The sequence below is a fragment of the Roseobacter sp. HKCCD7870 genome (assembly GCF_037830315.1).
In the GTDB taxonomy this organism is placed as follows: Bacteria; Pseudomonadota; Alphaproteobacteria; order Rhodobacterales; family Rhodobacteraceae; genus M30B80.
Genome location: NZ_JBBLYO010000002.1, coordinates 475,513 through 492,862 on the forward strand (window position 1 = coordinate 475,513; position 17,350 = coordinate 492,862).

14 protein-coding genes and 1 tRNA gene are annotated in these 17,350 nt (G+C 56.8%); 8 read left to right on the forward strand and 7 right to left on the reverse strand.

Features of this window, described 5'->3' with window-relative positions; all coding sequences use genetic code 11:
• Positions 1 to 4: 4 nt before the first annotated feature.
• Positions 5 to 592, reverse strand: a complete 588-nt coding sequence (gene hisB / locus AAC637_RS10815; protein WP_317655243.1) for an imidazoleglycerol-phosphate dehydratase HisB — start codon at positions 590 to 592, stop codon at positions 5 to 7.
• Positions 593 to 860: 268 nt separating this feature from the next.
• Between hisB and AAC637_RS10820 the strand changes: the two genes are divergently transcribed.
• Genes AAC637_RS10820 through AAC637_RS10830 form a run of 3 tightly spaced genes read left to right on the forward strand, consistent with a single transcriptional unit; the run spans position 861 to position 4,326 of the window.
• The gene (locus tag AAC637_RS10820; RefSeq protein ID WP_340303568.1) at positions 861 to 1,820 is read left to right on the forward strand and encodes a TAXI family TRAP transporter solute-binding subunit; all 960 of its coding nucleotides are present in this window, start codon (positions 861 to 863) and stop codon (positions 1,818 to 1,820) included.
• A 56-nt stretch (positions 1,821 to 1,876) separates the two neighbouring features.
• Positions 1,877 to 2,317, forward strand: a complete 441-nt coding sequence (locus AAC637_RS10825) for a DUF1850 domain-containing protein (RefSeq protein ID WP_340303569.1) — start codon at positions 1,877 to 1,879, stop codon at positions 2,315 to 2,317.
• 20 nt (positions 2,318 to 2,337) lie between these two features.
• The gene (locus AAC637_RS10830; protein WP_340303570.1) at positions 2,338 to 4,326 is read left to right on the forward strand and encodes a TRAP transporter permease; all 1,989 of its coding nucleotides are present in this window, start codon (positions 2,338 to 2,340) and stop codon (positions 4,324 to 4,326) included.
• Between the two features lie 83 nt (positions 4,327 to 4,409).
• On the opposite strand, the gene AAC637_RS10835 is transcribed toward AAC637_RS10830, so the two are convergent.
• The 5 genes from AAC637_RS10835 to AAC637_RS10855 all read right to left on the reverse strand — a co-directional run bounded on the left by AAC637_RS10835 (position 4,410) and on the right by AAC637_RS10855 (position 10,737).
• Positions 4,410 to 4,484 (reverse strand) — tRNA-Gly (locus AAC637_RS10835).
• 16 nt (positions 4,485 to 4,500) lie between these two features.
• The gene (locus AAC637_RS10840; protein WP_340303571.1) at positions 4,501 to 5,361 is read right to left on the reverse strand and encodes a hypothetical protein; all 861 of its coding nucleotides are present in this window, start codon (positions 5,359 to 5,361) and stop codon (positions 4,501 to 4,503) included.
• A gap of 148 nt (positions 5,362 to 5,509) precedes the next feature.
• On the reverse strand, positions 5,510 to 8,953 hold the full coding sequence (locus tag AAC637_RS10845; protein WP_340303572.1) for a pyruvate carboxylase: 3,444 nt from the start codon (positions 8,951 to 8,953) through the stop codon (positions 5,510 to 5,512).
• A gap of 235 nt (positions 8,954 to 9,188) precedes the next feature.
• A complete protein-coding gene (locus tag AAC637_RS10850) occupies positions 9,189 to 9,530 on the reverse strand; it encodes a hypothetical protein (protein WP_340303573.1) in 342 nt (113 codons plus the stop codon).
• A gap of 55 nt (positions 9,531 to 9,585) precedes the next feature.
• A complete protein-coding gene (locus AAC637_RS10855) occupies positions 9,586 to 10,737 on the reverse strand; it encodes an alpha-hydroxy acid oxidase (RefSeq protein WP_340303574.1) in 1,152 nt (383 codons plus the stop codon).
• Between the two features lie 112 nt (positions 10,738 to 10,849).
• On the opposite strand from AAC637_RS10855, the gene AAC637_RS10860 reads away from it, so the two are divergent.
• Positions 10,850 to 13,282 carry an ATP-dependent helicase gene (locus AAC637_RS10860; protein ID WP_340303575.1) on the forward strand — a complete coding sequence of 811 codons (2,433 nt, stop codon included), beginning with the start codon at positions 10,850 to 10,852 and terminating at the stop codon, positions 13,280 to 13,282.
• 303 nt (positions 13,283 to 13,585) lie between these two features.
• On the opposite strand, the gene AAC637_RS10865 is transcribed toward AAC637_RS10860, so the two are convergent.
• Positions 13,586 to 13,807, reverse strand: a complete 222-nt coding sequence (locus tag AAC637_RS10865) for a DUF1127 domain-containing protein (protein WP_340303576.1) — start codon at positions 13,805 to 13,807, stop codon at positions 13,586 to 13,588.
• A 294-nt stretch (positions 13,808 to 14,101) separates the two neighbouring features.
• On the opposite strand from AAC637_RS10865, the gene AAC637_RS10870 reads away from it, so the two are divergent.
• From AAC637_RS10870 to rsmH, 4 genes are all read left to right on the forward strand, one after another.
• Complete coding sequence (locus AAC637_RS10870; protein ID WP_340303577.1) at positions 14,102 to 15,229, forward strand: Mrp/NBP35 family ATP-binding protein; 1,128 nt, start codon at positions 14,102 to 14,104, stop codon at positions 15,227 to 15,229.
• Positions 15,216 to 15,578, forward strand: coding sequence for a hypothetical protein (locus tag AAC637_RS10875; protein ID WP_340303578.1), 363 nt, complete (start codon positions 15,216 to 15,218; stop codon positions 15,576 to 15,578). Before AAC637_RS10870 ends, AAC637_RS10875 begins: the two co-directional genes overlap by 14 nt.
• Positions 15,579 to 15,795: 217 nt before the next feature.
• A complete protein-coding gene (locus AAC637_RS10880; RefSeq protein ID WP_340303579.1) occupies positions 15,796 to 16,326 on the forward strand; it encodes a division/cell wall cluster transcriptional repressor MraZ in 531 nt (176 codons plus the stop codon).
• Positions 16,327 to 16,328: 2 nt separating this feature from the next.
• Entirely contained in the window at positions 16,329 to 17,345 is a 1,017-nt protein-coding gene (gene rsmH / locus AAC637_RS10885) for a 16S rRNA (cytosine(1402)-N(4))-methyltransferase RsmH (RefSeq protein ID WP_340303580.1), read from the forward strand.
• Positions 17,346 to 17,350 lie beyond the last annotated feature (5 nt).

Consider the following 17,350-nt stretch of genomic DNA (forward strand, 5'->3'; position numbering starts at 1 on the left):
GCGATTACAGCTTGCCCTTGGTGGAGGGGATTGCGCCCGCACGGCGCGGGTCTTCTTCCACCGCTTCGCGCAGCGCACGGGCAACGGCCTTAAAAGCCGCCTCTGCAATGTGGTGGCTGTTGACCCCGTCAAGCTGTGCAATATTCAAGGTGATCCCCCCATGGGTGGAGAGCGCCTGAAAGAATTCGCGCAGAAGTTCGGTGTCGAATGTGCCGATTTTGGGGGCTGTCATGGCCACATTCCATACCAGATAGGGTCGCCCCGACAGATCAAGGGCCGCCCGCACCAAGGCATCATCCATCGGCAAAAGGCAGGCACCGTAGCGGCGAATCCCAGCCTTGTCGCCAACAGCCTCGGCAATTGCCTGACCAAGCGCGATCCCGCTATCCTCGACTGTGTGGTGGTCATCAATGTGCAAATCGCCCTGCGCGCGCAATGTGATATCGATCATCGAATGGCGAGCCAGTTGTTCGACCATGTGATCAAAAAAGCCGACCCCTGTTTTCACATCATAGGCACCTGTGCCATCGAGATTGATCTCAACCTCAATGGATGTCTCGGTCGTGCTGCGGCTGATCTTTGCGCGGCGCATGGGGCATATCCTTATCGTGTGCTGTGTCACAGGGGGCTTATAGGCGGATGTGGCTTTCGTGCCAAGCCCGCCAATGCGTGGGGCAAATTTACGCGATGTGTCGGTTCCGACACGCAAAATTCGGGTACAAAATTCGGGCAGATGTGTCCTTTTCCGCCCATTGGTTCAGCACGCTCGGAAAACCAGAGCGAAATTAATATTTGATCCCTTGCTCCATCACCTTAACTCAACCTCCATGGCGTCGTTAATTGTCTAGGGAGGACATCGGATGAAACATACGCACAAACTGGCCTTTGCCTTGGCCCTGCTCGCTAGCCCCGTTGCGGCGCAAGAGCAGCTTTCCATCGCTACAGGCGGCACAGGCGGCGTTTACTATCCCATGGGGGGTGGTTTGGCTGAGGTGATCAACAATTACGTTGATGGGTATTCGGCAACAGCCGAAGTGACCGGCGCATCAGTCGAAAATATGGGCCTTGTGGCCACTGGGGACGCGGATCTGGCGATTGGTTTGGCCGATACTGTGTTTCAGGCGCAATCAGGCACAGGTCGCTTTGAAGGTCAGCAGCTTGAGATGATCCGCGGCGTTGCGGTTCTTTACGCAAACCTTGTGCAGATCGTGACCTTGGCCGATAGCGGCATCACCACGCTTGATGATCTGGTGGGCAAGCGCGTGTCAGTTGGCGCGCCCGGTTCGGGCACCGAAGTGAACGCAGAGGCTATTTTGACCGCCAATGGCATTTCCTATGATGACATTGACGAGCAGCGCCTGAACTTTAACGAAACCGCAGATGCATTGGCCAATGGCGATATTGATGCGGGTTTCTTCTCGGTGGGTGCGCCGACCTCGTCCATTTTGAACCTCGCCACCACCAATTCAATCCGCATGATCGCCCTCAGCGAAGAAGAGATTGCCGCAGCGCAAGCGGCTAATCCGATTTTCGCCAGCGCCGAGTTGGCAGGCGGCCTTTACGAGGGGGTAGATGCACCCGTGGCAGGTTTGGGTATTCCAAACGTCTTGGTTGCATCCTCTGAGATGAGCGAAGACACGGTTTACGAGATCACCAAAGCGATGTTTGAAAACATTGCAGATCTGCGCGCCGTGCATCCTGCGGCGAACCAAACCGAGATCAGCTTCACTTTGTCGGCTTCTCCGATCCCGCTGCATCCTGGTGCAATTCGGTATTACGAAGAAACAGGCGCAACAATTCCTGACCGTATGCGCCCCTAATGTTGGGACGTAATGCAAAGGGGTGGCGCATCTGCGCTGCCCCTTTTTTCTCTTTGATGGCAGGGGCGGCGCTGTTCCTGTTGCCGCAGTCCAGTCATGCCGCATCGCTTGAGGTAAGTTTGGCTGAGACCGGCGCGGTATTGGCCAAAATTGACCTTCCTGATCCCGCTGAATGGTGTGTGCTCTGGCGGCATTCCGTCAAAGGGTTTGAAGTGCAAGATTGCTACGCGATGCAGAACGGGCAAATGGTGCTTGTTTGGTCGCATCTGCCAGATTTTGCCGCGGGTCTTGACCATATCATTGGCCGCGGTCGACAAATCTCTGACGGGCAGGGCGGTTATATCATTGAAGACATTAACGAGCCTGTCGCAGGCAATGCCTATATCTTGCGGCCAGGTTCGATGGCGGTGGATCACCGTATCCACGCGGGCGCGACTGAAATCTCGCTCTCGCGCATGGCAGAACATCAGCGGGTGCGCATTGCGCTGATCCCGTAACGAACAAAAGGATTTGGGGTATGGCAGATCAAATCGACATCGCAGATATCGGCCCAAAAGACGCGGCTGTACCGAAATTGATCCTGCGCTTGATCGCTGTGGTGGGCATCGCGCTGTCGATGTTTCAACTTTACGCTGCGGGTGTTCAGCCCTTGGGGCTGTTCTATCAAAGGCCCATCCATTTGGGTTTTATCCTTGTTCTGTGTTTCTTGATCTATCCGCCCCGTGGCCGCGCCAAAGGGCGCAGTCCCTTAGACTATGCGATAGACGGCTTTCTCATTCTCGCCTCTATCGCGGTTGGGGCATGGGTGCCTTTAAACATTGACACAATCGCAAATCAAATCTTTCCCCGCGACATCGATGTTGCAATGGGGGTTTTGACTGTTCTCTTGGTGCTTGAGGCTGCGCGCCGCGCGGTCGGTTGGGTGATGACGGTGATCGCGGGCGTGTTCATGCTTTATGCTTTTGCAGGGTCGCGCGGGGAATTACCGTTTTTGGCAGATTTCATGCCCGGCATCCTAAACCATCGCGGCTATTCCTTGGATCGCTTGGCAAGTCAAATGACGTTGGGGGCCGAGGGGATTTATGGCATCCCCTTGGGTGTGGCTGCGACATTCATTTTTGTATTTGTTCTCTTTGGCGCTTTCCTTGAGGTAACGGGCGCAGGCAAATTTTTCATTGATCTGGCCTATGCGACAACAGGCCGTCAACGCGGCGGGCCTGCCAAGGCGGCGGTTGTTGCCTCTGCGGGGATGGGGTCAATCTCAGGCTCGGCCATTGCCAATGTGGTCACAACGGGGGCCTTCACAATCCCGCTCATGAAAAAACTCGGCTATCGCCCTGCCCAAGCGGGCGGGGTAGAGGCCGCTGCCTCAACAGGGGGGCAGATCATGCCACCCTTGATGGGGGCAGGCGCCTTTTTGATGAGCGAATTTACCCAATTGCCCTATGTTCACATCGTGTTGGTGTCGATTTTCCCGGCCTTTCTCTATTTTGGGGCCGTCTACCTGCTTGTGCATATTGCGGCTGTCAAACAGGGGATGCGAGGCTTGACTGCGGCAGAACTCCCCAGCGTGCGCCAAGTGATGCGCGAAGGGTGGCATTTCATCTTTCCGCTTGTGGCGCTCATCTTTTTGTTGGTGGCAGGATATTCACCGATGCGGGTGGGGTTCTATGCGATTGTGGCGGTGATGGCGGCGGCAGCGGCACGCGCGCTTTGGACATTTTCAAGGGGCGCGCCCAGTGTCGAAGGCTTTTTCGACCTGTGCAAACGTGGCGGGGCCTTGACCCTTGAGGCGCTTGAACTTGGGGCGCGCAACGCGGTTGCCGTTTCAGTCGCCTGCGCCGTGGCGGGGGTGATTGTGGGGGTTGTCGGGCTCACGGGGTTGGGTCTGAAATTCTCGGCCATGATGTTGGCCTTCTCAGGCGGTAATCTGTTCTTGGCGTTGATCCTCGTGATCTTGGCCTCCTTGATCCTTGGCATGGGCCTGCCTGTCACCGCGGCCTATATCGTTTTGATTATCTTGGTCGGCCCTGCCTTGACCACGGAATTTGGCGTTCCACTGTTGATCGCGCATTTGGTGGTGTTTTGGTATAGCCAAGACAGCAACGTCACCCCGCCTGTCGCATTGGCAGGGTTTGCAGGCGCGGCCATTGCAGGATCAAAACCGATGGAGACCAGTTTTCAGGCGTGGAAATACGCCAAGGGCCTCTATCTGATCCCGCTCTTCATGGTCTATAATGATGAGATCATCCTTGGTGGCCCGCTGCATATGGTCATTTTTGTAGGCATCTTGGCGCTTGCGGGGATTGTGGCCTTTGCCGCTGTTCTCGAAGGGTTCCTTTTCACCTCAATGGCGCTTTGGCACCGTGCGGCGCTGATCCCTGCGATTATTGCGGTCTTTTGGTCATCGGCCATGGTTGAGGCGCTCGGTCTTGTCGCGATCCTTGTCCTTTTGGGGCTTAACTGGTGGCAGGCCAAGCAGCACCCCTATCAGGCAAAAACCTAACCGCTTGGCTCTGATCATGACAAAAGAAAAAACCCTCTCGAAATCGAGAGGGTTTTTTTTCTGAAATCTTCGATTTTGAAGATTGGAGCGGGCGATGAGATTCGAACTCACGACCCTTACCTTGGCAAGGTAATGCTCTACCCCTGAGCTACGCCCGCTCTGTGAGGAGGGGTTCTATGACCATGGATCAGGGTTTGCAAGGGGGAAATTCCACAATGCGCGCGTTTTTTGCGCCATTTGCCATGCGCATTTTTGAGCTGATTTCAGGTTGGGAAAATCCCCGCCCCAAGGCCGTGGCCACAGGGCGGGAGATGTTCTGATCCGCGTGGCTCGGTAACTTACCTCGAAATTATCAAGGCCATATAATTCATTATCTATGCTTTCGTTCAGGTTGTTTGTCATGGCAAACGTCACCTCAGGAGGTGGGTTGTCCATGGTTAGGTAAACCCGCGTGATCGAGTCCTTCCAATAAGGATCGCCGCCGATATTCTCGTTGATACGGATTGTTTCATATCGCGCAGAAAACCCTGGAGGCGTGCCACCATCATTGCCAAGGAAGGCAAGGTTGGTTTCCTCGCTATCGGTTGGCCGGCTTTGCGAGTTGAGGTGGGTGATCAGCCCATCATTCAGATAAAAGAAGGCGGTTTCCAAATCCACTGTGTCGCCAGAGGCCACATCAAAGGAGAAGATCACCTGTTCAGTGCCTTCTGGAATCTCAACTGTGCGGGTCATCGTTTCGCTTGCGGCCATCACCAAAAGTTCACCAAATTGGTCGATATCCATCACCGTACCGCCCGTCCATCCTGCACGATCCCCGCCCGCGAACCCGTCAGACGCTAAGATATTTTGCGTCTGTGCGGATACCCCCATCAGTTCTGATGCGATGTTTTGCGCCAAGGTGTTGACGCCACCTGATACTGCCGCGGCGGTCGTCACACCAACGCCCGTGAGTGCGCCCGACAGGACGACATAATCCACGGTCACTGCGCCAGTTTCATCCGGTAAAAAACGGGTAATCCTCTCGCCATGTTTCATGTTGCTCTCCAAACTATGCCCCTGATGATGGCTACTGGCTTGGAAAGGCCAAATTGTGGCGAAACTGGTTAATTTCCGCTGAGTATTTTCTGATTTTTGAACGATTGGCGGGATGTTGCTGCACTATCCATAGCGCCGCAACAATCTCTTAGGCTTCGAACTCGATCAGTAGGTCTTTTGCGTCAATCTGGGCGCCAGGGATGACATGCACAGATTTGATTCGACCATTGCGTTCCGCGTGCAGGCCTGTCTCCATTTTCATCGCCTCGATGGTCAGCAAAAGATCTCCTGCCTTAACCTCGGCCCCGTTTGACACGGCGATAGAGGCCACAACCCCCGGCATGGGCGCACCGATATGCGCAGGGTTGCCGCCTTCGGCCTTGGCGCGTTTGGTGCTGCTTGCGGCGGCTTTGCGGTTTGGCACACGGATGGTGCGGGGTTGGCCGTTCAATTCAAAGAAGACTTTGGCCTCGCCTTCTTCGTTGGTGTCCCCGACCGCTTGCAACTGCACAACCAGCGTCACACCTGGATCAATTTCGACTTCGATTTGCTCGCCAACATCCATCCCATAGAAAAAGGTTTTTGTAGGCAAGGTGCGCACAGGGCCGTAATCGGCGTGACGCATGGCGTAATCGGTAAAGACCTTGGGATACATCAAATAGCCGTTAAGGTCTTCATCATCGACCGCCTCATCAAGTGTAGCTTCCAATTCCTTGCGCGTGGCCTCCAGATCAACGGGGGGCAGATGCTTGCCGGGCCGTTCGAAATTTGGTGCCTCGCCTTTGAGAACCTTCGCCACAATTGCAGGGGGGAAGCCACCATTGGGTTGGCCCAAATTCCCGCGCATCATGTCGATCACGCTATCGGGGAAGGAGACGTCTTTCTGCGGGTCTTCCACATCGGCGCGGCTCAGACCTTGGGACACCATCATCAGGGCCATATCCCCGACCACTTTGGAGGAAGGCGTCACTTTGACAATGTCGCCGAACATTTGGTTCACATCCGCATACATCTGCGCCACTTCGTGCCAGCGTTCTTCAAGGCCCATGGAGCGCGCCTGTGCCTTGAGATTGGTGAATTGGCCACCTGGCATTTCGTGCAAATAGACCTCGGATGCAGGGGCCTGTAGCCCTGATTCAAAGGCCAAATAATGGGCGCGCACCGCCTCCCAGTAGTCTGAAATCTCACGGATTGCCGCTATGTCCAGACCTGTGTCGCGTTCGGTATAGCGCAAGGATTCCACAATCGTGCCAAGGGTCGCTTGGCTGGTATTGCCCGATAGGGCATCCATGGCGCAATCGACCGCATCAACACCTGCCGCACTGGCCGCCAGAATGGTGCCAGAGGCAACACCTGCTGTGTCATGGGTGTGGAAGTGGATGGGCAGATCAACCGCATCCTTCAAGGCGGGGATCAGCACCGACGCCGCGGCAGGTGTCAACAATCCCGCCATATCCTTAAGGCCCAAAACATGCGCCCCTGCGGCCTCAAGCGCGCGGGCCATATCGACATAATATGTGACGTCATATTTCGCGCGATTAGGGTCAAGGATATTGCCCGTGTAGCAAATCGTGCCTTCACAGATTTTGCCCGTTTCACCGACCGCATCCATGGCAACGCGCATATTCTCAACCCAGTTGAGGCTGTCAAAGACGCGAAAGACATCGACCCCCGACTGCGCCGCCTGTTTGACGAAACTTTGCACCACATTGTCAGGGTAATTGGTATAGCCCACACCATTCGAGGCGCGCAAAAGCATCTGTGTCATGATGTTGGGCATTTTCGCACGAATATCGCGCAGGCGCTGCCATGGGCATTCCTGCAAGAAACGATAGGCCACATCGAATGTCGCCCCGCCCCAACATTCTACGCTGAACAGCTGCGGCAGTTTCTCGGCATAGGCAGGGGCCACTTGAATCATATCATGCGAGCGCATCCGTGTCGCAAGCAGCGATTGGTGGCCATCGCGCATGGTTGTGTCGGTGATCAAAAGCCGCGTTTGATCTTTCATCCATTTGGCAACCGCAAGCGGGCCTTCACGCTCAAGTAGCTGCCTTGTGCCATCGGTGACAGGATCGGTTCCCACACGCGGCGCGCGCGGTGGTTTAAGATCAGCCGCAGGGCGGGGGCGGCCAACCGTTTCAGGATGCCCGTTCACCGTAATATCCGCGATATAGCGCAAGATTTTGGTTGCGCGGTCGCGGCGCGGCGCAAAGTCAAAAAGTTCCGGCGTGGTGTCGATGAATTTCGTTGTATATTCGTAATTCAAAAATGTTGGGTGCTTGAGCAGGTTTTCGACAAAGGCGATATTGGTCGAAACCCCGCGAATACGAAATTCGCGCAAGGCCCGATCCATGCGCGCAATCGCGGCCTCGGGCGTGGGGGCCCATGCCGTCACCTTTTCCAAGAGGCTATCATAATAGCGCGTAATGACCGCGCCCGAATAGGCCGTTCCGCCATCAAGGCGGATGCCCATTCCTGTTGCCCCGCGATAGGCGGTGATGCGGCCATAATCGGGAATGAAATTGTTGGTTGGGTCTTCGGTTGTTACGCGGCACTGAATGGCATGGCCCGAAAGCGTGACCTCATCTTGCGCCGCGACGCCTGTGGCCTCAAGCAGGGTTTTGCCTTCGGCAATCAAAATCTGGGCGCGCACGATATCAATGCCCGTGACCTCCTCGGTCACAGTATGCTCCACCTGCACGCGCGGGTTTACTTCGATGAAGTAGAAATTCCCGCTGTCCATATCCATTAGGAATTCAACAGTGCCCGCGCATTCATAGCCCACATGGGCCGCAATCTTGCGACCAAGCTCGCAAATCTCGCTGCGCTGCGCCTCGGTCAGATAGGGGGCAGGGGCGCGTTCCACCACCTTTTGGTTGCGCCGTTGCACCGAACAATCGCGTTCATAGAGGTGATAGATATTGTCATGGCTGTCGCCCAAGATCTGCACCTCAACATGGCGCGCGCGGGTGATCATCTTTTCAAGATACCCCTCGCCATTGCCAAAGGCGGCTTCTGCCTCGCGGCGGCCTTCGCGAATTTTTGTTTCAAGCTCGTCTTCGCCAACGATTGGGCGCATACCGCGCCCGCCGCCGCCCCATGAGGCCTTCAGCATCAACGGATATCCAATTTCGCGCGCGACTTCGCGGGCGCGGGCCATGTCATCGCTTAAAACCTCGGAGGCGGGGATCACGGGCACCCCTGCGGCAATCGCCACCTGCCGCGCGCTGGCCTTGTCACCCAAGGCGCGCATCGTGTCGGCCTTCGGGCCAATAAAGGTGATACCTGCCGCGGCGCAAGCCTCGACAAAATCGGGGTTCTCGGACAAAAGCCCGTAGCCGGGGTGGATGGCATCAGCCCCCGCCATCTTGGCCACGCGAATGATTTCAGGGATCGACAGATAGGCCGCAACAGGCCCCAAACCTTCGCCCACCTTGTAAGCCTCGTCTGCCTTAAAGCGGTGCAGCGACAGCTTATCTTCTTCGGCATAGATCGCCACGGTGCGTTTTCCCAACTCATTGGCCGCGCGCATGATGCGGATGGCAATCTCACCGCGGTTCGCGATCAGGATTTTCTTGAATTCGGGCATATCATGTCCTTGAGCTGTCAAAACGGAAGGGAGGGGCAAGGAAACTCAGGTCGCGCGGTTCGGCCACCTGTCACAAAACTTTTTTATGATCTGTTCTATCGTCATCGCTGCAAAGCAGCATTAACTGCAACGCGGCAAGAGTCAATCAGCCGTGGAAATGGGGTTTTGCCTTTTTCAAATGCAATTATTGCGTCAGATCAGTGTCGATGCGGCGGTTGCGAAATAGCGCGGTCATTTACAGACGGATCAGGAAATCCCCATCAATCACGCGGTATGACACGCCCGTGGCCCGCGCTGCGGTTTCAACCTGAAATTCGGTTGGGTCTTCCCGCCGGTCTGTGTCGATCAAGATCACCATGGGCGCGCGATCCAAGAGCGCGCCGTAAAACAAGGCCTGTTGCAAACTGTCGAGGGACGAGCGGCGATCATCCAGCCCGATTTCGATGGCATGGGTGTCTGTGACGCAATCCACCCACACATAATGGGCGCTGTCGTTCAAGCTATAGTGCAGGCGCAATTCGGCCTCGCCGCCAAGCAGCATCGCGCAAATAATCGGGATCAGGTCAGCCTCGGTCATGAAGGCCATGTTAACATTTGTTAACAGGCACGGCGAGGGCAATTGCCCGTTTTGGTTAAAGGGTTAACAGCCGCGCGGGCAGGTCGGCAAAGCGGCGCGCGCCAATCTGCGCCATGTTTGAAATCATGTCTTTGCACAAGAGGTCAACCAAATGGTCAGGGCCATCCGCGCCAAGCGCACCTAGCGCGTAATGCCACGCACGGCCCATCATGACGAAATCTGCGCCAAGGGCCAAGGCGCGCAAAATATCCAAGGCCCCTTCAATCCCACTGTCAAAAATGAGGGGCAGGGTGGTGGCCGGGCGAATGGCGCGCAGGGCGTCAAGCGCCGCAGGCGCACCATCAAACTGACGCCCTGCATGGTTTGACACCCAAATCGCATCAGCAAGATCATCGGTTTGGGCTTGGGCGGCAACCTCAGGCTCCATCACGCCCTTCAGGATCAACGCGCCCTGCCATTCATCGCGCAAAATGCGCAGATAGTCCCAATCGGGCGCGGCGCGCAGAAGGTAACCGATATGCGCGGTCGAGGGCAGGGTGCCGCCCGTCATTTCGTTGGGCGCATATCCATCCATCAGCCGCATCCTGGGCATCCCCTGCCGCACTGTGCCAAATGCCCAAGACGGGCAGCGCGCCACCTGTAGCGCAAGGCGTGGGGTGAGTCGCGGGGGCTGTGTCAGCCCTCCCCGCGTCTGCCTTTCTCGGCGGCTTGCAGCAGGCACATCCACAGTTAGTACAAGTGTTTGAAACCCTGCCCCTTTTGCGCGCGCAAGCATATCGCGCCGAATGCCTGCATCGCGCGGCGGATACATCTGAAACCACCCTTGATCGCCAATGTGATCTGCCACCTCTTCGGGGGCGCGGGTGGCCACAGTCGAAAGGCAGTAGGGCATCTGCGCCCGCGCGGCGGATGCTGCCAAAATCCGCTCTGCATCGGGCCAGACAAGGCCTGACATCCCCACGGGCGAGATGCCAAAGGGCTGGGGATAGTCCCGCCCCAAGAGGCGGCAGGACAGGTCAGGTGTAATTTCTCCGCGCAAGGCGGCGGGCTGCATCAAGACGGCATCAAGCGCGGCACGATTGCGCCGCAGGACGGACTCGCTGCCAGTGGCGCTGTCCAGATATTCCCACACGAAATGCGGGATCCGCGCACGGGCACGCGATTTGAGATCGCTCAGGGCGGGATAGCGGCTGTGAAACTGTGTCATGGCGGCGATCCTGTGCGCAAAATTTAACCCTTGTAAACCCTGACATAAGGTTTTGCGAACAATTACAGAACATATCTTTTCGAGCCGCGCAAATATCGTTATGGTTCCGCTCATGAGCAGTTCTGAAAATAACACCCTTGCCGCCACCGTTCCCCTGTCGCAGAGGGCCGCCGCTCTGCAGCCCACGCCCTATTTGGAGGGGTTGAACCCAGAGCAGCGCAAGGCCGTAGAAACCTTGGACGGCCCCGTGTTGATGTTGGCGGGCGCAGGCACGGGCAAAACCCGCGCCTTGACCGCGCGGATTGCACATTTGATCTCCACAGGCCGCGCGACGCCGCGCAGTATTCTGGCCGTAACGTTCACCAACAAAGCGGCGCGCGAGATGCGCGAACGCGTCAGCGCGGCCCTTGGTCATCCGACCGAAGGCATGGCCTGGCTTGGCACGTTCCATTCGATTTGCGTTAAACTTTTGCGCCGCCATGCCGAATTGGTTGGGCTGAAATCCAATTTCACGATTTTGGACACGGATGATCAAATCCGCCTGCTGAAACAATTGATCGAGGCCGAGGGCATTGACGCAAAGCGCTGGCCGCCACGGATGTTGGCGGGGATCATCGATCATTGGAAAAACCGCGCATGGCGCCCCGATGCGCTGCCCGCCGCTGAAAGTGGGGCCTTCAACGGCAAGGGGCCAAAGCTATATGCGCTTTATCAACAGCGCCTTGTCGCGTTGAATGCCTGTGATTTTGGCGATTTGCTGTTGCATATAGTAACCATCTTTCAGGCGCATGAAGATGTTTTGCAGCAGTATCAGCGCCAGTTCGCCTTTATTTTGGTCGATGAATACCAAGATACCAATGTGGCCCAGTATTTGTGGCTGCGTCTTTTGGCACAGGGGCATTCCAATCTTTGCGTGGTGGGGGATGATGACCAATCCATCTACGGATGGCGTGGGGCCGAGGTGGGCAATATTCTGCGCTTTGAGGCGGATTTCAAAGGTGCCGCCGTAATCCGCCTTGAGCAGAATTATCGCTCGACTGGCCATATCCTAAAGTCCGCCTCTGCGGTGATTGCGGGCAATTCGCAGCGTCTTGGCAAGGAGCTGTGGACAGAAGGCGAGGACGGCGCGCCTGTGCGTCTGATCGGCCACTGGGATGGCGAGGAGGAGGCCCGTTGGATCGGTGAGGAGATCGAGGCGCTTGGCATTGGCACCCGCGGATTGCGTGCGATTGGCCCCGAGGAAATCGCCATTCTCGTGCGCGCCAGTCATCAGATGCGCGCCTTTGAGGATCGTTTCCTTACCATTGGCCTGCCCTATCGCGTCATCGGTGGCCCGCGCTTTTACGAGCGGTTGGAAATTCGTGATGCCATGGCTTATTTCCGCCTCGTGATCAGCCCCGAAGATGATCTGGCCTTTGAGCGGATCGTGAACACCCCCAAACGCGGGCTTGGCGACAAGGCGCAGGCCACTATCCATGACATCGCCCGCCGCAATGGCGTCAGCCTTTTGCAAGGGGCGGCAATGGCGGTGGAAAGTGGTGCGATTGGCGGCAAGGGGGGCAAGGAATTGGCCCGTTTCGTGCTGCAGATTGCCCATTGGCGCAATCTAATGCGCGAGGGGGTGGTTGCAGGCCCCGCCACCGATGATCTGATCGAGCGCGAAAACGCCGAAGGCCTGAGCCATATCGAATTGGCCGAAACGATTTTGGAGGAGTCGGGCTACACCGCGATGTGGCAAAACGACAAAACCCCCGAGGCCCCAGGGCGGCTTGAGAACCTCAAGGAATTGGTCAAGGCGCTTGAGCAATTCGAAAACCTGCAAGGCTTTCTCGAACATGTCAGCCTGATCATGGATAATGAGCAAGATGATGGTCAGGCCAAGGTCACCTTGATGACTTTGCACGCGGCCAAGGGGCTGGAATATCCCGCAGTCTTTTTGCCAGGTTGGGAGGACGGCCTGTTCCCAAGCCAGCGTGCGATGGATGAAGAAGGGATCAAAGGATTAGAGGAGGAGCGCCGCTTGGCCTATGTGGGTATCACACGGGCCGAGGAGCTTTGCACAATTTCCTTTGCGGGCAATCGCCGTGTTTATGGCCAATGGCAAAGCCAGATGCCCTCGCGCTTTATCGATGAATTGCCCGAAGCCCATGTCGAGATTTTAACCCCGCCAGGCCTTTATGGTCATCAAAGCCACGGAATGGGGCAGTTAGCGTCACCTGTTTCTCAAATGCAGATCGCCTCGAACCTGCCAGACCGCGCAGCGCAGGCAGATGCCTATAATTCACCGGGGTGGCGGCGCTTGCAGGCGCGGCAGGGGGAATATGGCCTCAGCCAACCCCGCGAAAGCAAGCGCGCGGGTTTTGACGAGGCGGCAACGGTTCCTTTTGATCTGGGCGAGCGCGTCTTTCACCAAAAATTTGGCTATGGGGCAATTACCGCGATTGAGGGTGACAAGCTTGATGTGGCTTTTGACAAGGCAGGCGTGAAAAAAGTGGTGGCGCGCTTTGTTGTTGCGGCGGACAGCGCGGGCGATCAGCCCTTTTAAACGCAGCTGATCTTAGCATTTCGAAAATAAAAAAGCGGTGATGCCAAGGGAGGAGGAGGCATCACCGCTTCTTTTTTTCAACCACACCCCCAAGGGAGGAGGAAGAGGGCGCAGTTGTGGCGGCGCGGATCCTATGGGAGGAGAGGATCCTCGCCGTGATACGGCCCCAAGGGAGGAGGAGGGGCGCGTCCTTGCGGGTCTTTCGACCCTTGTTCTTGCGAGAACCACTAAGGGAGGAGGAAGTGGTTCCCGCTAAATCCCGCGCTTCAAGGGAGGAGGAGAAGCGAGAGATGTTCCCGTGTTTCAGGCGTAACGCCCGTAAGCAGCCTCAAGGGCGATGTTGCGCAGGTTGCTGCGCGCGATGCCCAAATCGGCCAGGTCGCGGTCGCTCAGGCTATTCAGCTCATCAAATGTGCGCTGATAGACGCGGCGGGCATTGATCGCTGCGGTCAGGTGGGATTTCATTTCCCCCAGACGTTCGGCGAAGCTCAAGCTCGGTGCGTGGCGTGTGGCAAGATAGGCCATTTCAGTATTCCTTAGTTCATATTTATAACCGCTCGCGCTTTTGGGTTATCCGAAGTGCTTTGGTTCCAAGCCGTGTTGGCCTGACACGGATGAATGTAGGTAATTGCTGCGATTGCACAATAGGCCTTCTTATCAATTCTGCTATGCAGCAAATGCATAGCAAATGCTGACCTATTTCATAATTTTGTCACTTTCGTGTTTTTTGCCTATTTTATGAGCAAAAGAGGGGGTTGCAGCCGCGCATGCGCCGCGCGACATAAGGACGAGTGAGCCAAAACGTGGAGTTGCCACCCAATGTCGGACGGAAAGTCGCAGATCACCCGCGCAGAAGTTGATGCATTTTTAGCACAGTTTGCCCTTCCAGACGGCGGAAATCTGATTTCCCGCGATATGGTTCGGGCGTTGCGAGTCGAAGATGGCCGCGTCACATTCATCATCGAAGCAGAAACGCCGCAGGCGGCGCGCTCTCTCGAGGGGTTTCGGGCCGCGTTGCAACAGGCCCTTGAAGCGGAGGCGGGGGTGAGCGCCGTTTCAATAGCCCTGACCGCACCGACCCAAGCCCCGCAACAAACCCCTCAGCATGCGCCGCACTCTGCGAAACCTGCGCCCGATGGCCCCCCAAGTTTGAAAATCGGGGGCCATGCCAAGCCGCAATCGGAGCCGATGAACCCCAAGGGCGTTGCGCGGATCATCGCGATTGGATCGGGCAAAGGGGGTGTTGGAAAATCGACATTATCTTCTAACCTCGCCGTGGCCCTTGCGCGGCAGGGGCGCAAAGTGGGCCTGTTGGATGCAGATATCTATGGGCCTTCACAGCCGCGCATGATGGGTTTGACCAAGCGCCCCGCTTCGCCTGATGGCAAAACCATCCTGCCTTTGCACAATCATGGCGTCACATTCATGTCGATTGGTCTGATGCTGCCCGAAGAAAAGGCTGTTGTTTGGCGCGGGCCGATGTTGATGGGCGCGTTGCAGCAAATGATGACCCAAGTTGAGTGGGGCGAATTGGATATCCTTTTGGTCGACCTGCCGCCTGGAACGGGCGATGTGGCGATGACGCTGTGCCAGCGATCAAAGCTGACAGGTGCGATTGTCGTCTCTACCCCGCAGGATGTGGCCCTTCTGGATGCGCGCAAGGCGCTTCATATGTTTGCCACCCTCAAGACCCCCGTTTTGGGTCTGGTCGAAAATATGTCGGGCTTTGTTTGCCCCGAATGTGGGCATGAGGCGCATATCTTCGGGCAGGGCGGCGTGGCGGCTGAGGCCGAAAAGATGGGCGTGCCGTTTTTGGGTGCTTTGCCGATCTCACTTGAAACACGCTTAGCGGGGGATGCCGGCACGCCGATTGCCGCCAGCGAGGGCGCGGCCGCCGAAGCCTATGCACAATTGGCCGCCCATCTTGTGACTGGTGGTATGGCATAATCACCTAAAAACCAAAGATGATTCGTGCAATTGGGCGCGAAAACGCGCTGAATTTGCGAGATCTGGCGCGGTTGGGTGGAAATTTCCCCCATTTCGCCCCAAATCGCAGGCTGCCCCGAAAAATCAAGATATTGTGGTTATGATTTTCCAAACCACCCCATGCAGGGGTGGTTTTTTCATTTTGGCACAAGATGCTGCAATTTTCAGACCTTCAGGGGCACATATTGGGGAAAATTACCAAAAAAAGGGATTGATTGGGAAATATTTCCATGAGACAAAGATGACACAGCAAAAGAGACGCGCCCAGAACCTGAAACAGGCGGGCGCACATAATAAAAAAGAACTCTAGGCAGGTGTTCATACAGGCATCTCAATTGCTGAAGCGCCGTTGCGTAAGCGAGCAGACCATCCCCCCAGATGTGCTGCGCAATCGGCCCCCGATGACGGGATGAGGGCGGCGGATCGGGCATCAAACTGTCTTGGTCCGCCGTTGTCGTTTCACGGGTCGGGAAAGTTTGAAGATGTGACGGGGAAACGGCCATTGGGGCCATAACGAGGGCAGGGCAGTGGAGCGCAGGTTTCAGGGCGAGAGCCTGAACAAGGTGGACGGAAAGGGCCGAATTTCGATTCCGGTCAAGTTTCGCCGTGTGCTTGCCAATTCCGATGCCAAGGCTACGGCGGGCGCCTCTCCGCGCCTATACATTGCCTATGGCGATAAATCGAAGAATTACCTTGAATGTCTGTCTGGTGACGCCTTCGACCAAATTGACGCGATGATCCGCCGCGCGCCCTTGGGCACGCCTGTGCGCCGCGCTTTGGAATTTCTCTATTATCAGAAATGTGATGAAACCACCGTGGATGACACGGGCCGTTTGGTTCTGCCTCAGGCCGCGCGCGACAAGATCGCGCTTGCCGATGAGGCGCTGTTCCAAGGCATGGGCGACAAGTTTCACATCCTCAACCCAAGCGATGCAAAAGACGCTGAGGCGCAAATTGATGCGTTGATTGATAGTCTTGCCGAAGGTGACGAGTTCTTTGATCCGCTGTCCCTCGTGGCTGGTGGTGTTGGAGCGATGGATCATGACGGGGGCGTATGATCATGGCGGCGGCCAAGCTCAACGAACCCGCGAGGGCAGAGGGACCGCATATCCCTGTTCTATTGGATCGGATCTTGGCCGAGATAGCACCCGTGTCTGGGGACTGGCTCGATGGAACTTTCGGCGCTGGTGGCTACGCCCGTGGCTTGCTTGATCGGGGGGCGGTATCGGTGATTGGTGTCGACCGCGATCCTCTGGCGCTTGAGATGGCCGAAGCGTGGCGCGCTCAATATGGTGACCGTTTGAAATTGGTTGCGGGCGAGTTTGGCGCTCTTGATGATCATGCCCGCTCTGTGGGCTATGATGCGCTTGACGGCGTCGTGCTGGATCTGGGCGTTTCATCTATGCAGCTTGATTTGGCCGAACGTGGCTTTTCATTCATGCGTGACGGCCCGCTTGATATGCGCATGAGCCAAGCAGGGATGTCCGCCGAAGATCTGGTGAACGAGGCGCCCGAGGCGCATTTGGCCGATATTTTGTATCATTACGGCGAAGAACGCGCCGCACGGCGCATTGCCCGCGCGATTGTCGCCGCCCGCAAAGGCGCGCGCATCACCACCACTGCCGCCCTTGCCAAAATCGTTGAGGGCTGCCTGCCGCGCCCCAAACCCAATCAAAGCCACCCCGCAACGCGCAGCTTTCAGGCCTTGCGCATCGCGGTGAATGATGAATTGGGCCAATTGGTTAAGGGCCTTTTGGCCGCAGAGCGTATCTTGCGCGAAGGCGGCATTTTGGCGGTGGTCACCTTTCATTCATTGGAGGATCGGGTGGTCAAACGCTTTATGCAATTGCGCAGTGATACGGGCGGCGGCGGGTCGCGCCACGCCCCAGAGCGCGCGCGCCAAACCCCCAGTTTCCTACAAAATACCCGCAAAGCCATCGCACCAAGCCCCGAGGAAGCCGCGCAGAACCCCCGCGCGCGCTCGGCCAAATTGCGGTTGGCTGTGCGCAGTGGGGAAGCCGCTCCCGCCCCCCTTGATTTTAGTGCTTTGGGCCTGCCCCCGTTAGAGGTGACATAATGCGC

Coding starts and splice junctions, on each gene's coding strand:
- hisB (WP_317655243.1), bottom strand. CDS start 592: ATGCGCCGCGCAAAGATCAGCCGCAGCACGACCGAGACATCCATTGAG.
- AAC637_RS10830 (WP_340303570.1), top strand. CDS start 2,338: ATGGCAGATCAAATCGACATCGCAGATATCGGCCCAAAAGACGCGGCT.
- rsmH (WP_340303580.1), top strand. CDS start 16,329: ATGGCGGCGGCCAAGCTCAACGAACCCGCGAGGGCAGAGGGACCGCAT.
- AAC637_RS10865 (WP_340303576.1), bottom strand. CDS start 13,807: ATGGCCTATCTTGCCACACGCCACGCACCGAGCTTGAGCTTCGCCGAA.
- AAC637_RS10860 (WP_340303575.1), top strand. CDS start 10,850: ATGAGCAGTTCTGAAAATAACACCCTTGCCGCCACCGTTCCCCTGTCG.
- AAC637_RS10820 (WP_340303568.1), top strand. CDS start 861: ATGAAACATACGCACAAACTGGCCTTTGCCTTGGCCCTGCTCGCTAGC.
- AAC637_RS10825 (WP_340303569.1), top strand. CDS start 1,877: ATGGCAGGGGCGGCGCTGTTCCTGTTGCCGCAGTCCAGTCATGCCGCA.
- AAC637_RS10850 (WP_340303573.1), bottom strand. CDS start 9,530: ATGACCGAGGCTGACCTGATCCCGATTATTTGCGCGATGCTGCTTGGC.
- AAC637_RS10870 (WP_340303577.1), top strand. CDS start 14,102: ATGTCGGACGGAAAGTCGCAGATCACCCGCGCAGAAGTTGATGCATTT.
- AAC637_RS10845 (WP_340303572.1), bottom strand. CDS start 8,953: ATGCCCGAATTCAAGAAAATCCTGATCGCGAACCGCGGTGAGATTGCC.
- AAC637_RS10840 (WP_340303571.1), bottom strand. CDS start 5,361: ATGAAACATGGCGAGAGGATTACCCGTTTTTTACCGGATGAAACTGGC.
- AAC637_RS10855 (WP_340303574.1), bottom strand. CDS start 10,737: ATGACACAGTTTCACAGCCGCTATCCCGCCCTGAGCGATCTCAAATCG.